Origin of the sequence: Nocardia aurantia, assembly GCF_009604425.1 — a bacterium.
Lineage (GTDB): Bacteria > Actinomycetota > Actinomycetes > Mycobacteriales > Mycobacteriaceae > Nocardia > Nocardia aurantia.
Genome location: NZ_WEGI01000007.1, coordinates 276,931 through 290,254, shown reverse-complemented (window position 1 = coordinate 290,254; position 13,324 = coordinate 276,931). Strand labels below are relative to the sequence as shown.

At 71.4% G+C, this 13,324-nt stretch carries 11 protein-coding genes; 7 read left to right on the top strand and 4 right to left on the bottom strand.

Annotated features, from left to right (window positions below; translation table 11 throughout):
• Positions 1–2,700, top strand: coding sequence for a DEAD/DEAH box helicase (locus tag NRB56_RS17675; protein WP_319943128.1), 2,700 nt, complete (start codon positions 1–3; stop codon positions 2,698–2,700).
• A gap of 174 nt (positions 2,701–2,874) precedes the next feature.
• On the top strand, positions 2,875–3,618 hold the full coding sequence (locus tag NRB56_RS17670) for a DUF4333 domain-containing protein (RefSeq protein ID WP_153343524.1): 744 nt from the start codon (positions 2,875–2,877) through the stop codon (positions 3,616–3,618).
• A gap of 13 nt (positions 3,619–3,631) precedes the next feature.
• On the opposite strand, the gene NRB56_RS17665 is transcribed toward NRB56_RS17670, so the two are convergent.
• Together NRB56_RS17665 and NRB56_RS17660 are read right to left on the bottom strand one after the other, a co-directional pair.
• Positions 3,632–4,594 carry a 5'-3' exonuclease gene (locus NRB56_RS17665; RefSeq protein ID WP_153343522.1) on the bottom strand — a complete coding sequence of 321 codons (963 nt, stop codon included), beginning with the start codon at positions 4,592–4,594 and terminating at the stop codon, positions 3,632–3,634.
• A 37-nt stretch (positions 4,595–4,631) separates the two neighbouring features.
• A complete protein-coding gene (locus NRB56_RS17660; RefSeq protein ID WP_153343520.1) occupies positions 4,632–5,267 on the bottom strand; it encodes a hypothetical protein in 636 nt (211 codons plus the stop codon).
• Positions 5,268–6,432: 1,165 nt separating this feature from the next.
• On the opposite strand from NRB56_RS17660, the gene NRB56_RS17655 reads away from it, so the two are divergent.
• The gene (locus NRB56_RS17655) at positions 6,433–7,560 is read left to right on the top strand and encodes a M24 family metallopeptidase (RefSeq protein WP_406603493.1); all 1,128 of its coding nucleotides are present in this window, start codon (positions 6,433–6,435) and stop codon (positions 7,558–7,560) included.
• A gap of 104 nt (positions 7,561–7,664) precedes the next feature.
• Here the strand turns inward: NRB56_RS17655 and NRB56_RS17650 are convergent, their stop codons facing one another.
• Positions 7,665–8,069, bottom strand: coding sequence for a PPOX class F420-dependent oxidoreductase (locus NRB56_RS17650; protein WP_153343516.1), 405 nt, complete (start codon positions 8,067–8,069; stop codon positions 7,665–7,667).
• A 72-nt stretch (positions 8,070–8,141) separates the two neighbouring features.
• Between NRB56_RS17650 and NRB56_RS17645 the strand changes: the two genes are divergently transcribed.
• The 4 genes from NRB56_RS17645 (at position 8,142) to NRB56_RS17630 (ending at position 12,029) form a co-directional block, all read left to right on the top strand.
• Positions 8,142–8,897, top strand: coding sequence for an SDR family NAD(P)-dependent oxidoreductase (locus tag NRB56_RS17645; protein WP_153343514.1), 756 nt, complete (start codon positions 8,142–8,144; stop codon positions 8,895–8,897).
• A 445-nt stretch (positions 8,898–9,342) separates the two neighbouring features.
• Positions 9,343–10,593: a precorrin-6y C5,15-methyltransferase (decarboxylating) subunit CbiE gene (gene cbiE / locus NRB56_RS17640; RefSeq protein WP_319943127.1), complete on the top strand. Its 1,251-nt coding sequence runs from the start codon at positions 9,343–9,345 to the stop codon at positions 10,591–10,593.
• An 81-nt stretch (positions 10,594–10,674) separates the two neighbouring features.
• Positions 10,675–11,286, top strand: a complete 612-nt coding sequence (locus tag NRB56_RS17635) for a hypothetical protein (RefSeq protein ID WP_153343512.1) — start codon at positions 10,675–10,677, stop codon at positions 11,284–11,286.
• A complete protein-coding gene (locus NRB56_RS17630) occupies positions 11,283–12,029 on the top strand; it encodes a cobalt-precorrin-6A reductase (RefSeq protein ID WP_153343823.1) in 747 nt (248 codons plus the stop codon). Before NRB56_RS17635 ends, NRB56_RS17630 begins: the two co-directional genes overlap by 4 nt.
• Before the next feature lie 694 nt (positions 12,030–12,723).
• Here the strand turns inward: NRB56_RS17630 and NRB56_RS17625 are convergent.
• The gene (locus tag NRB56_RS17625) at positions 12,724–13,311 is read right to left on the bottom strand and encodes a PadR family transcriptional regulator (RefSeq protein ID WP_153343510.1); all 588 of its coding nucleotides are present in this window, start codon (positions 13,309–13,311) and stop codon (positions 12,724–12,726) included.
• Between the last annotated feature and the right edge of the window lie 13 nt (positions 13,312–13,324).

Genomic DNA, 13,324 nt, shown 5'->3' with positions numbered 1-13,324 from the left:
GTGGCACAACAGTCGCTGACCGGCGAACTCGCGGCATTCTCCGCCGAACTGTCCTTCACCCTGGACCCGTTCCAGCAACAGTCCTGTGAATCGCTGCAGAGCGGGCACAGTGTGCTGGTCTGCGCTCCCACCGGAGCCGGGAAGACCGTGGTCGGCGAGTTCGCGGTCCATCTGGCACTGGCCGCGGGCGGCAAATGCTTCTACACGACGCCGATCAAGGCGCTGTCCAATCAGAAGTACGCGGATCTGGTCGAGCGGTACGGCCGCGACACCGTCGGCCTGCTCACCGGCGACCAGTCGCTGAATCCGGCAGCGCCGGTGGTGGTCATGACCACCGAGGTGCTGCGGAACATGCTGTACGCGAGTTCGGACGCGCTCATCGGCCTGTCCTACGTCGTCATGGACGAGGTGCACTACCTGGCCGACCGGTTCCGCGGCGCGGTCTGGGAGGAGGTCATCCTGCACCTGCCCCCCGACGTCCGGCTGGTGAGCCTGTCGGCGACGGTCAGCAACGCCGAGGAGTTCGGCGCCTGGATGGAGACCGTGCGCGGCGACACCGCCGTGATCGTCGACGAGACCCGTCCGGTGCCGTTGTGGCAGCACGTGCTGGTCGGGCGGCGGCTGTTCGATCTGTTCGATCAGCACTCGAGCGATCAGAAGGTGATGGTCGACAAGGAGCTGGTGCGCTACATCGAGCACCGCGAGACCGCCGACCGGATGAACGGCTGGGGTGGCGGGCCGCGGCATCGCGGCGGGGGCGGGCCACGGCGCGACGGCCGGTCCGTGCCGCGGCCGGAGATGCTGTCCCGGCTCGACGAGGCGGGCCTGCTGCCCGCGATCACGTTCATCTTCAGTCGCGCCGGTTGTGACGGCGCGCTCGCGCAGTGCCTGCGGTCCCGGCTGGACCTGTCCCGTACCGAGGATTTCGACGAGGTCGACGCGATCATCGAGAAGCACACCGGCGATCTGCCGCGCGCCGATCTGGAGGTGCTCGGCTACTGGGATTGGCGGGAGGCGCTGCATCGCGGCCTGGCCGCACACCATGCCGGGATGCTGCCCGCGTTCCGGCACACGGTGGAGGAGTTGTTCGTCCGCGGCCTGGTGCGCGCGGTGTTCGCCACCGAGACGCTGGCGCTGGGTATCAACATGCCGGCCCGGACCGTGGTGCTGGAGCGGCTGGTCAAGTTCAACGGCGAATCGCACGCCGAGCTCACTCCCGGCGAATACACCCAGCTGACCGGCCGGGCCGGTCGGCGCGGGATCGACGTGGAGGGGCACGCGGTGGTGGTGTGGCATCCCGACGTCGACACCAGCGCGGTCGCCGGCCTGGCCTCCACCCGCACGTATCCGCTGCGCAGCTCGTTCCGGCCCGGCTACAACATGTCGATCAACCTGATCGATCGGATGGGCGCGGAGCAGTCGCGGGAACTGCTGGAGCGGTCGTTCGCGCAGTTCCAGGCGGACCGGTCGGTGGTGGGCCTGGTGCGCGGCATCGAGCGCAACGAGGGGCAGATGCGCAAACTGCGCTCGCAGATCGGTGACGATTCGGTGCTGGAGTACCTGTCGCTGCGCGACCGGCTGAAGCAGCGTGAACGCGATCTGGAACGGCAGGGCCGCGCCGATCGGCGCGGTGCGTCGGTGGCGTCGCTGTCGACGTTGCGCCGCGGCGATGTGGTCGCGATTCCGGCGGGCCGGCGCCAGGGGCTGGCGGTGATCCTCGAGCCGGACGCGACGCCCGGCGATCCGCGCCCGCTGGTGCTCACCGAGGACAAATGGGCCGGGCGCGTCTCGGCCGCCGATTTCCCGACCCCGGCCCAGCCGCTGGGCCGGATGCGCCTGCCCCGGCACGTCGACCACCGCACCGCCCGCGCTCGCAGCGATCTGGCCTCGGCGCTGCGCGATACCGGTCTCATCGCACCCGGCCGGCAGCGCCGCGGCGCCCGGGCCAAGGCCGCCGACGATCGGGAGCTGATGACCCTGCGGCGGGCTGTGCGCTCGCATCCGGCGCACGGCCGGCCCGACCGGGAGCAGCTGGCGCGTACCGGAGAGCGGTACACCCGGTTGCAGCGCGAGACCGAATCGTTGCGCCGGCAGGTGGCCACCACCACCAATTCGCTGGCCCGCACCTTCGACCGGATCGTGGCGCTGCTGGCCGATCGGGGTTATGTCGCCGACGGTGAGGTCACCGCCGACGGCCGCCGGCTCGCGCGCATCTACACCGAGGCCGATTTGGTCGTCGCCGAATGCCTGCGGCAGGGCCGCTGGCGGGGTCTGGGCCCGGCCGAACTGGCCGCGGTGGTGTCCATCCTGGTGTACGAATCCCGTTCGGAGGGAGGCATTCTCGGGGCCACCGGGCCCACCGCGCCGATCCGGCGCGCGGTCGCCGACACCATCGCCGTATGGGGGGAGTTGCGCACGGACGAGGCGCGGTTCAAGCTGGAACCCACACGGGAACCGGATCTCGGTTTCGTCACCGGCATTCACAAGTGGGCGCGCGGCGACGGGCTGGCCGAATCACTGCTGGCCAGCGGAGATCAGGGTAATGCGTTGTCGGCGGGGGATTTCGTGCGCTGGTGCCGTCAGGTGATCGACCTGCTGGACCAGATTCACAACACCGCCGACGACGTGGAGGTCGCCGCCACCGCCGCCAAGGCGGTGCGAGCCATCCGGCGCGGTGTCGTCGCGGTGGACGCGGCGTAGCCGGGCCGTCCGGGTCGGTGGCGGGCCCGTCCGCCGCCGGACCCGCCGGTGCGTGACGGAGGCATCGAACACAGCCGGACTGTGATTGGATGGCTTCGTGTACCGGCCGTGGTGAGCGGGTGTTCTCACGCGGGGGCAACATGTAGTAGGACGAGTGCGAGTGGAGGCAGGCAGATGAGCGGCCCGTTCGGCCCGAGCGAGACCCCCGGCCCCGGGGAGGGACGAAGCAACGATCCGACCCAGGTCTGGGGCGGTCAGCAGCAGTCCGGTGGTCAGGCGGCCCCCACGCAGCAGAATCCGAGTGGCCAGCAGCCGCCGGCGGGTCAGCCCTGGGGTCAGTCCCAGCCGCAGTGGGCCCAGCAGCAGCCGACACAGCAGTGGGGGAACCAGCCCAGCCAGCCGGCCTGGGCACAGCCGACCACGCAGCATCAGTGGGAGCCCACCCAGCAGCAGCCGCAGCAATGGGCCCAGCAGCCACAGCAGTCCTGGGGCCAGCAGCCGCCGCCACAGCAGCAGTGGAGCCAGCAGCCACAGCAGTCCTGGGGGCAGCAGTGGGGTCAACCGCCGAGCCAGGCGCCCTCGCTCGATTCGCTGACCACCCGGAAGAAGTCGCACAAGGGGCTCTACGCGGTGCTCGGCGCGATCATCGCGCTGGTCGTGGTGGTCGGCGTGGTGCTGGCGTTCATCCTGAACAGCAGCGACAAGCTGGACAACAAGGCCGTCCAGGACGGTGTGTCGAAGGTGCTGAAGGATTCCTACGGCATCGACGACATCCAGGATGTGACCTGCCCGTCCGGTCAGAAGGTCGAGGTCGGCAAGACCTTCAGCTGTGACCTGAAGGTCGGCGGCGAGGCGAAGCACGTCACCGTGAAGGTCACCAAGACCGACGGCACCTACGAGGTCGGCCGCCCGAACTGACGGTCGCCGGGCGTCACCGCTTCCCGAGGGCGGTGATCAGCCGTTTCACCGGGCTCTCGGCGTTGTACGCGGTGGCCAGTTGCTGGAGCCGGGTGGGGTCGGCCGGGACGGCGGGGAGCCGGTCCGGCCCGGAGAGCTCCACCTCGGCATCGCGGACCACCCGCACCACCGGAGCCGCGGCCTTCAAGTAGGCGTCGGCTGCGGCGAGTTTGGCGCGCACGCCCTTCGCGAGGTCCGCGTCCGGATCCCCGACCGCCGCCACCAGATTCTCCAGAGTCCCGAAGCGGGAGATCAGGGTGGCGGCGGATTTGTCCCCGATGCCGGCGACACCCGGCAGGCCGTCGGAGGCGTCGCCGCGCAGGGTGGCCATGTCGGCGTAGGCCGGGCCCGCATTGCCTTGCGGCACACCGTATTTGGCGGATACCTCGGCGGGGCCGAACAATTCCGCCTTGGCCAGTCCGCGCCCCGCGTAGAACACCCGCACTGGGGGCGCGGGCTCGTCGCGGACCAGTTGCAGCAGGTCGCGATCGCCGCTGACGACGATCACCGGATCGGTACGCTCGCGGTCGGCGAGGGTGCCGATCACATCGTCGGCCTCCAGGCCGTCGGCGCCGGCGGTGGCGATACCCGCCGCGGTGAGCACCTCCAGGATCATGTCCACCTGCGGGGTGAGGGTGTCGGGGACCTCCTCGACGCTCCCGGCCGCCGGCCCGCCTTCCTCGGCCACCCGGTGCGCCTTGTACGAGGGGATCAGCGCGACCCGGAAACTCGGCCGCCAGTCCAGATCCAGGCACACCACCAGCCGGCTCGGCCCGTGCTGCTTGATCAGCGCCGCGACCATGTCGGTGAAGCCGCGCAACGCGTTGACGGGCCGGCCGTCCGGTGCGGTGATCTTCTCCGGGATGGCGTAGAAGGCCCGGAACCACAGACTGGCCCCGTCGAGCAGCAGCAACGGGCCCGCGGCAGGTGAGCTCATGGCTGCTCACGCTACAGGGACCGGCCGACAGGTGGGATCAGCTCCGGCGCGTCCACGGCGGGCGACGGTCCGCGAACGGCAGCGGCCGCCGCTGGTCCGGCTGGTCCGGCCACGGACGCCGGAACCACGCGGTGGATTCGGGCAGGAACAACAGCGCCGCGATCGCGATGCTCGCCGCCACGCCGAGCACTCCCGTCGGATGCGGGTGCGCCAGACCACCGGCACCGATCAGCAACGCGATGACCGCGAGCACGACGGCGGCGTTCCGCACCCCGATGCCCCCGTGCTCGAATCGGAACGCCAGCCCGCCCAGGACCAGCGCGCAGAGCTGGATCCCGAGCACCGACCCCGCGGTTTCCGCGCCGGCGGTCAGCGCCGTGACGAAGACCAGCAGTGCCGCGACGGCGGCGTCCACCCAGGCGATGACGCGGGCGGCCCGCACCGCGGCGGGCGGAACCGATCCGGGCGGCGGGCGCAACAGGTCGGGATCGATCCCGTAACCCGGTTCGTGCGGCAGGATCTCGTCCCGGCGGTACGCGTGCCGCGGCGGCCCGAATTCGCCGCTGCCGGTGATGAACCGGAGAAACGGCGAATTCCGCTGCGGCGGTAGCAGTTTCCGGTACGGCTCGATGATGTCGGGCCAGGGTGCCGATGGCAGAACATACTCGGGCACATTGTATTCGGTTCCGGCATCGTGCCACGCCGTGGTTCGGGGCGGTTCCGTAACGTCTTGTGGCAGTGCGACTTCGGGCGAGTCGAAGTCCGGTTCGGCGGGCTGCCGTGTCGATGGCCGGACGAGCCCGTTCTCGCTCGTGGTTACCCGCGCAGGAGAGGGCGCGGTCGAGTGGTCGCTGGTCGTGCCCTGCTGTGTCGGAGCATCTTCGCCGGGTGTGACCTGCTGTGCCGGAGCATCTTCGCTGGTCGTGGCCTGCTGTGTCGGAGCATCTTCGCTGCGCGCAGCCAGCTGTGTCGGAGCATCTTCGCTGGTCGTGGCCTGCTGTGTCGGAGCATCTTCGCTGGGTGTGACCTGTTGTGCCGGAACATCTTCGGCGGGCGTGGCCTGCTGTGCCGGAGCATCTTCGCTGGGTGTGGCCTGCTGTGTCGGAACATCTTCGCTGGGTGTGGCCTGCTGTGTCGGAGCATCTTCGCTGGGCGTGGCCAGCTGTGCCAGAGCATTTTCGGATGAGCGGGAGCCGGGCGCCGAGACGGACTCGGACAACGGGCCGGTATCGGTGTGCGGCGCTGCGACGCGCACTTCGGCCTCGGGTGCACCCGTTCGGAGAGTGGTGTGATGTTCTTCCCGCGGTCCCGTCCGGCCGGGTTTCGGCCGTGCGGGGTCGGTTCCGGCGGTCTGTAACGGTGTGGAGGGCACGGGCCGCGCCGGGGTGATGGTCGGGAGATCGGTCGTGGGCGGGGCGTTCGGTGACTGCTCGGGTCCGGACGAGGGCGGCTGTGCCGAGTCGGGATCGGCGGTGACCGGTCGGGCCGGTGTGCTTCCGGAAGTGTCGGCCTCGGGTGGGGTCGGTGGTGCAGTGTCGGGCTCGCCGGGCGGTTCGGGCCGGGGCTGTGCCGTGTGCTCGCCGGTGTCCGAGTCCGTTACCGTGCGCTCGCCGGCGTCCGAGTCCGTCATGGCTGGTCCTTCCGGGTGTCCGGTGTCGCGCTGCCCGGTCGCGGTGCCGGCGGCGGGGAGATGGGTCCCGTGGCCGGTTTCCGTGTCGATCGCGGCGTCAGCAGCCTAGCGGGGTGGCCGGGGACGGCGCTGGGTGTCGACGATCCGGAACAGCGCGCCGGGTGCCGCGACCGGCGGGCAACCCGGGTGGCTTGTAATGTCGGTGGGCATGAACGCGGACACGGAGTCTCGATTCTCGGCGGATGTGTACGGCCGGCGGCTGGAGCGGGCGGCGGCGTTGACACGGGCGGCGCATCTGGACGCGCTGCTGATCACGCCGGGGCCGGATCTGCGGTATCTGATCGGCTCCCGCGCACAGTCCTTCGAGCGGCTGACCTGCCTGGTGATCCCCGCGAGCGGGGAGACGGCCTCGGTGGTGATCCCGAAACTGGAGCTGGCCGGGCTGGCCGGTTCGGCGGCCGGGGAGCTCGGTCTGCAAGTGCTGGACTGGACCGACGGCGTGGATCCGTACCGGGTGGTGAAGTCGGTGGTCAACGCGGGTGCGCGGGTGGCGGTCGCGGAGTCGATGCCCGCGCTGCATCTACTGCCGATCGCGGATTCGCTGACCGCGCTGCCGGTTTCGGCGACGCCGGTGCTGCGGCAGTTGCGGATGACCAAGGATGCCGCCGAGATCGACGCGCTGCGCCGCGCCGGTGCGGCCATCGATCGGGTCCACGCGCGGATGGGTGAGTGGCTGCGGGCCGGTCGTACCGAGGCGGAGGTCGCGGCCGATATCGCGGCCGCCATCGTCGAGGAGGGACACACCGCGGCGGAATTCGTCATCGTCGGCAGCGGGCCCAACGGCGCCGATCCGCACCACGAGGTGTCGCAACGGGTCGTCGAGGCCGGTGACGTCGTGGTGATCGATATCGGCGGCCCGGTCGAGCCCGGCTACTTCTCGGATTCGACCCGCACCTATGTGCTGGGCGAGCCCGACCCGGAGATCGCCCAGCGGGTGGCGGTGCTGGCGGCGGCCCAGGCGGCCGCCGTGGCGGCGGTGCGGCCGGGGGTCACCGCCGAGGCGGTGGACGCGGCGGCGCGAAACTTGTTGACGGAGGCCGGTTTCGGTGACGTGTTCATCCACCGGACCGGGCACGGTATCGGGCTGTCCGTCCACGAGGAGCCCTACATCGTCGCCGGTAACGAACTGGTGCTCGAGCCGGGCATGGCGTTCAGCGTGGAGCCGGGCATCTACTTCGGTGGCGAGTGGGGCGCCCGGATCGAGGACATCGTGATCGTCACCGACGACGGCGGCGAGGCGGTCAATCACCGGCCGCACGGGCTCACTGTGCTCTGAGACGCCCGGCCGGTCCGGCGTAGGCAGCCCGTGTTCGCGGGAATCGGGCGGTCGGGCATCGGCTCGGGCCGGCGTGCGGGCTTACCGGTGGAAAGTGCTCCAGCTCAGCGCAATTGGGCGCCGGTGAGGGCGCGGCGGACACGGATGGCGAGGACCACGCGGGTGGGGTTCTCACGGGGGGTCCGGTAGCGGCGGCCATAGCGCTGGACGGCGTCGGCGACGTCGCCGGGTTCGGTGAGCACCTCGGCCGGGCCCTCCAGCGTGAGCCAGCGCGCGCCGTCGACCTGGCTCACCGCCGCGTAGGCGCCGCGGCGCACGTTGCGGGCCTTCACCGAATCGCCGGAGGTGATGACCCGGGCGATTCCGTTTTCCGCATCCCACGTGAAGCCGACGGCGACCACGTGGGGGGTGCCGTCGGCGCGCAGGGTCGTCAGGGTCGCGAGGTGTCGTTCGGTCACGAACTCCAGGGCGGCGGGGGACAGTTCGATGAGGGCGCCCGTGCTGGTCATGGGCCGACGCTACCAAGCGGGCGAGGCGATGCCCGCGGGGGCCGGATCCGCCGCGATGGCAGACTGTGGCGCATGGCTGTGCGTGAACTGGACGAGGGTGCGATCCTGCTGCTGGGTGGCCGCAGCGAGATGGGTCTCGATGTCGTGCGCCGGATCGCGGGGGGCCGGACGGTGATCCTCGCGGCGCGGCGCAGCGCCGAGCTGGACGCGGAGCAGGAGATCGTCGAGCGGGCCGGTGCGGCGTCGGTGCATCGGGTCGAATTCGACGCCGACGATCTGCCGAACCATCAGCCGCTGCTGGAGAAGCTCGCCGCCGAGCACGGCCGGCTCGGTGCGGTGGTGCTCGCGTTCGGGGTGCTCGGCGATCAGGCCCGCGCCGAACTCGATCCGGCCGCCGCGGTGGCCGTGGTGCACACCGATTACGTCGCGCAGATCAGCGTGCTGACGGTTGCCGCGAATCTGTTGCGCGCGCAGGGTTCCGGGCATCTGGTGGTGTTCGGGTCCGTGGCGGGTGTGCGGGTGCGGCGCGCCAACTATGTCTACGGTTCGGCCAAGGCCGGGCTCGACGGGTTCGCCTCCGGGCTCGGTGATGCCTTGCACGGCAGCGGTGTTCATCTGCTGCTGGTCCGTCCCGGGTTCGTCGTCGGGCGGATGACCGAGGGGATGGATCCGGCGCCGTTCTCCAGCACTCCCGAGCAGGTGGCCGCCGCGGTCGTGACGGCCCTGCATCGCCGCGCCGATCGGGTGTGGATTCCGGGAATCCTGCGGTGGGTCTTCACCGTGGCCCGCTTCCTGCCGCAGCCGTTGTGGCGCCGGATGCCGCGGTGACGCACTCGACGGTGGCGCGAGGACGCGCCGCGGCGCGAGCGACCACGCGGTCCGGGGGTCCGTGTGCGGTGAGTGTGTCCGTGGGGCGCCGTGCGGTGTGTATGTCCGTGGTGCGCCGTGCGGTGAGTTTGCCCGCGGTGCACCGTGCGGTGAGTGTCGGGGTGGTGCACCCTACGGTAAGCGTGCCCGCGGTGCACCGTGCGGTGAGTGTCGGGGTGGTGCACCCTACGGTAAGCGTGCCCGCGGTGCACCGTGCGGTGGGTGTGTGCGGGTGGCACCCTGCGGTGAGCATGTGCGGGGTCCACCCTGCGGTGAGTATGGCCGCGGTGCACCGTGCGGTGAGCGTGCCTGCATTGCGCCGTGCGGTGAGTGCGAGGGTGGTGCACCGTGCGGTGAGTGTGCCCGTGGTGCACCGTGCGGTGGCGAGGCTGTGACGGGACTTGGTGTGCGGCAACCGATTACGGTGATCGGTATCGGAGCTGACGGGTGGGACGGGCTCGGGGGTGCGGCCCGCGCGGCGGTCGAGGCCGCTGAGGTGGTGTTCGGGTCGGCGCGGCAGCTGGCGCTGCTGCCGGCGACGGTGCGCGGGCCGCGGCGGGTGCCGTGGCCGTCGCCGCTGGTGCCGGCGTTGCCGGATGTGCTTGCCGCCCATGCCGATACCCGGATGTGTGTACTGGCCAGCGGAGATCCGATGTTCTACGGCATCGGGGTGACTCTGGCGAAACTGGTGGGGCCGCAGGCGTTGCGGGTGCTGCCGCAGCCGTCGTCGGCTTCGCTGGCGTGTGCCCGGCTGGGGTGGGCGCTGGCGGAGACGCCGGTGGTGAGCATTGTGGGCCGGCGGCCGGAGACGCTGCTGCCGGAGCTCGGCGACGGGCGTCGCGTGCTGGTGCTGGTGCCGGATGCGGGCGGGCCGGCCGAGGTGGCGAAGCTGCTGGCGCGCAACGGGTTCGGCGATTCGGCCGTGACCGTGCTGGAACAGCTGGGCGGCCCGGCGGAGCGGGTGGTCGCCGGTGTCGCGGCGAACTGGTCGCGGCCGCCGGGCGACCCGCTGGCCGTGGTCGCCGTGGAATGCCGCGCCGATCCGGACGCGCCGCGCGCGACCCGGCTGCCCGGTCTGCCGGACGAACGGTACGACGGCGACGGCCAGATGACCAAGTCCGAGGTGCGGGCACTGTCGATCGCGGCGCTCGCGCCGGCGCCCGGGGAACTGCTGTGGGATGTGGGCGGCGGCTCGGGCACGATCGCCATCGAATGGTGCCGGACCGACCCGGCCTGCCGCGCGATCACGTTCGAGCGCAGCGAGGCCCGGCGCCGGCAGATCGCCGCCAACGCCGCCGCGCTGGGAGTGCCCGGCGTGGACGTGCGCGGGGAGGTGCTCACGGTGCTGCGGGCCACCGACCCACCCACACCCGACGCGATCTTCCTCGGCGGCGGCCTGACCCAGCCGGACCTGTTCGAGACGTGCTGGGAGCGGCTGCGTCCGGGCGGCCGGCTGGTCGCGAACGCGGTCACCGCGGAATCGGAGGCGTCGCTGCTGACCTGGTCCGCGGCGTTCGGCGGGCGGCTGGGCAAGCTGCAGGTGTACCGCGCGGAACCGCTGGGCGGCTTCACCGCCTGGCGCCCGCAGCTACCGGTCACGCAGTGGTCGGTGGTGAAAAATGCACGGCTCGACGAGAAGTCCGACGATTCGAGATGAAACGGACACGCGTCACCGGGTATGGTCGTTCGTCGTAATCCGTTTGTTATATCGGACTTGCTCGAACTCGATGGGACTCAGATGAGAATCAGCACGTTCACCGCCACCGCTCTGGTGGCCATCGCCGCCACCGGCATCGCCGCGGGCACCGCGGCCGCCGACCCGACGGTGCCGGCCCCCGACCAGGTGCAGACCCAGACCGTGACCCCCGCGGTGCACGGCGAGGACCACGGCGTCAACTACACCACCACCCTCGCCGACGCCGGCAAGTCGATCGTCACCGCCGTCACCGGTGGCCGGTTCGCGCTGGACACCGTGGGCAAGAACGTCACCCTGACCAACGACGCGGGCCAGGTCGTCATGCAGTACCCGCTGGTGGTCGAGTCGAAGGACAGCAAGGGCGAGGTCGCCGCGGACATCTCCGCCGACGGCTCGCAGCTGACCCTCACCCCGCAGGCCGCGCACGTCGCCACAGCGAAGGACATCTCGGCGCAGGACTGGTTCTTCGCCGAACTGCAGCACGCGTCGCTGGGCGCCGCGGTCGGCGCCCTGCTCGGCGCGCTGATCGGCATTTGGTTCTTCGGTGTCGGCCTGATCCCGGCCGCGCTGCTCGGCGGCGTGATCGGCCTCCTGGTGGCCGGCGGCCCGTCGCTGCTGGACGCGGGCGCCGCCTACTTCGGCGGTCAGCCCTGAGGATTCTGATACTCGGCGGAACCCGGGAGGCCCGGGAACTGGCCGATATCGTCACCGGCGAGCGAGGATTCGAGATCGTGTCCTCGCTCGCCGGTCGGGTCCGCGAGCCCGTGCTGCCGGTCGGCGAGGTCCGGGTCGGCGGTTTCGGCGGGGTCGACGGACTGCGGGAATGGCTGGCGGACAACGATATCGATGCGATCGTCGACGCCACCCATCCCTTCGCGGGCACGATGTCCGCGCATGCCGCCGCCGCGGCCGGCGGGCTGGGTCTGCCGCTGATCCACCTGCGGCGGCCCGGCTGGTCGCCGGAACCGGCGGATCTCTGGGTGCGCGTGGCGGATACCGCTGCCGCGGCGACGGTCGCGGCGACGCTGGGCGACCGCGTCTTCCTCACCATCGGCCGGCAGGGTGTGGGTGCGTTCGCCCATCTGACCGAGCCCTGGTTCCTGATCCGCGCGATCGATCCGCCGACCGCCGCGCTGCCGCCGCGACACGAGATCCTGCTCGCGCGTGGACCTTTCACCGTCGACGACGAATGCCGGCTGCTGGCCGGGCGCCGGATCGACGTGCTGGTGACCAAGGACAGCGGCGGTGAGCTGACCGCCGCGAAGCTGACCGCCGCTCGCGAACGCGGCATCCCGGTGGTCATGATCGACCGGCCGCCGCTGCCACCCGGTGAACCGGTCGCGGATTCCGTTGCTGCCGTGCGAGATTGGCTGATCGGCCGGTCGGGAGCGCGGTAGGCCGGACAACCTGCCCCGCCGGGGTCGTTCGGCCGCTGGGCTGCTCGGCGACCGGCTCGTGCACGCGGAGTTCGCGTTTCGCGGCTCGGCTGGCGTGGCCGGACCTGGTGCGACTCAGTGGGCGTTGCCGGAGCTTGAGCGGTCGGCGGGCATTGCCGGAGCTGGAGCCGCTCGCCGGGCATTGCCGGAGCCGGAGCGGCTTGGCGGGCGTTGCCGGCGCCGGAGCGACTCGCCGGGCATTGCCGGAGCCGGAGCGGCTTGGCGGGCGTTGCCGGCGCCGGAGCGACTCGCCGGGCATTGCCGGAGCCGGAGCGGCTTGGCGGGCGTTGCCGGCGCCGGAGCGACTCGCCGGGCATTGCCGGAGCCGGAGCGGCTTGGCGGGCGTTGCCGGCGCCGGAGCGACTCGCCGGGCATTGCCGGAGCCGGAGCGGCTTGGCGGGCGTTGCCGGCGCCGGAGCGACTCGCCGGGCATTGCCGGAGCCGGAGCGGCTTGGCGGGCGTTGCCGGCGCCGGAGCGACTCGCCGGGCATTGCCAAAGCCGGAGCGGCTTGGCGGCAGTCGCCGGCGCCGGAGCGGCTCGGTGGGCGTTGCCGGAGCTGGAGCGACTCGGCCGACCGCGCCGGACCGGGGCGTCGGGCGCGGGCCGGGTACGGGCGGCCGGTGCCGCCGTCGCCACCGACTGTGCGCCGGGAATTCAGCCCAGATCGCCGGGTTCGCCGGCAAGTAGGCCCGGCAGCCGGTCGAACCAGTCGAGGACCGCGCGCTCGTACCGGATGCCGAATTCGACCGTGGCGCGGTCGAATCGGGACATCTGGACCGACATGCCGGACAACTGGGCCAGTTCGGTGAGGTAGCCGCTGAGCCGCTGTTCGTGCACGACCCGGTTGTCCGCGATGATCCGCCGCAGCCGGTCCGGATCGACGAATCGGCCGAACGACAGAGTCAGCAGCAATGGCACCCGGATGGTTTCGGCTCCCGGATCGCGAGCGATCCACTGCGCGAACGCCTCCCGGCCGGTGCCGGTGATGTGGTACGGCGTGCGTTCCCGGGCTCCGGTCTCGCCCTTGGTCACCAGGCCGGACCGGTCCATCGTCGCCAGTTCGCGGTACACCTGGCTCTGCGTGATCGTCCAGAAATCGCCGATGCGGTTCTGCGCGAGGTTGACCAGATCCCAGCCGGACATCGGTCCCTCGTGCAGGAAGCCCAGCAGCGACGCCGCCGTCGAGTTGAGCCCGCGCTGTGCCGGATCGTCGGCCACCACCGCTCCTTCCGTTTCGTACATTCTACATTGGAAT

Excerpts from the sequence above, each read along its gene's own strand:
- NRB56_RS17655 (WP_406603493.1), top strand. The coding sequence starts at position 6,433 with ATGAACGCGGACACGGAGTCTCGATTCTCGGCGGATGTGTACGGCCGG.
- NRB56_RS17670 (WP_153343524.1), top strand. The coding sequence starts at position 2,875 with ATGAGCGGCCCGTTCGGCCCGAGCGAGACCCCCGGCCCCGGGGAGGGA.
- NRB56_RS17645 (WP_153343514.1), top strand. The coding sequence starts at position 8,142 with ATGGCTGTGCGTGAACTGGACGAGGGTGCGATCCTGCTGCTGGGTGGC.
- NRB56_RS17625 (WP_153343510.1), bottom strand. The coding sequence starts at position 13,311 with ATGTACGAAACGGAAGGAGCGGTGGTGGCCGACGATCCGGCACAGCGC.
- NRB56_RS17665 (WP_153343522.1), bottom strand. The coding sequence starts at position 4,594 with ATGAGCTCACCTGCCGCGGGCCCGTTGCTGCTGCTCGACGGGGCCAGT.
- NRB56_RS17635 (WP_153343512.1), top strand. The coding sequence starts at position 10,675 with ATGAGAATCAGCACGTTCACCGCCACCGCTCTGGTGGCCATCGCCGCC.
- NRB56_RS17650 (WP_153343516.1), bottom strand. The coding sequence starts at position 8,069 with ATGACCAGCACGGGCGCCCTCATCGAACTGTCCCCCGCCGCCCTGGAG.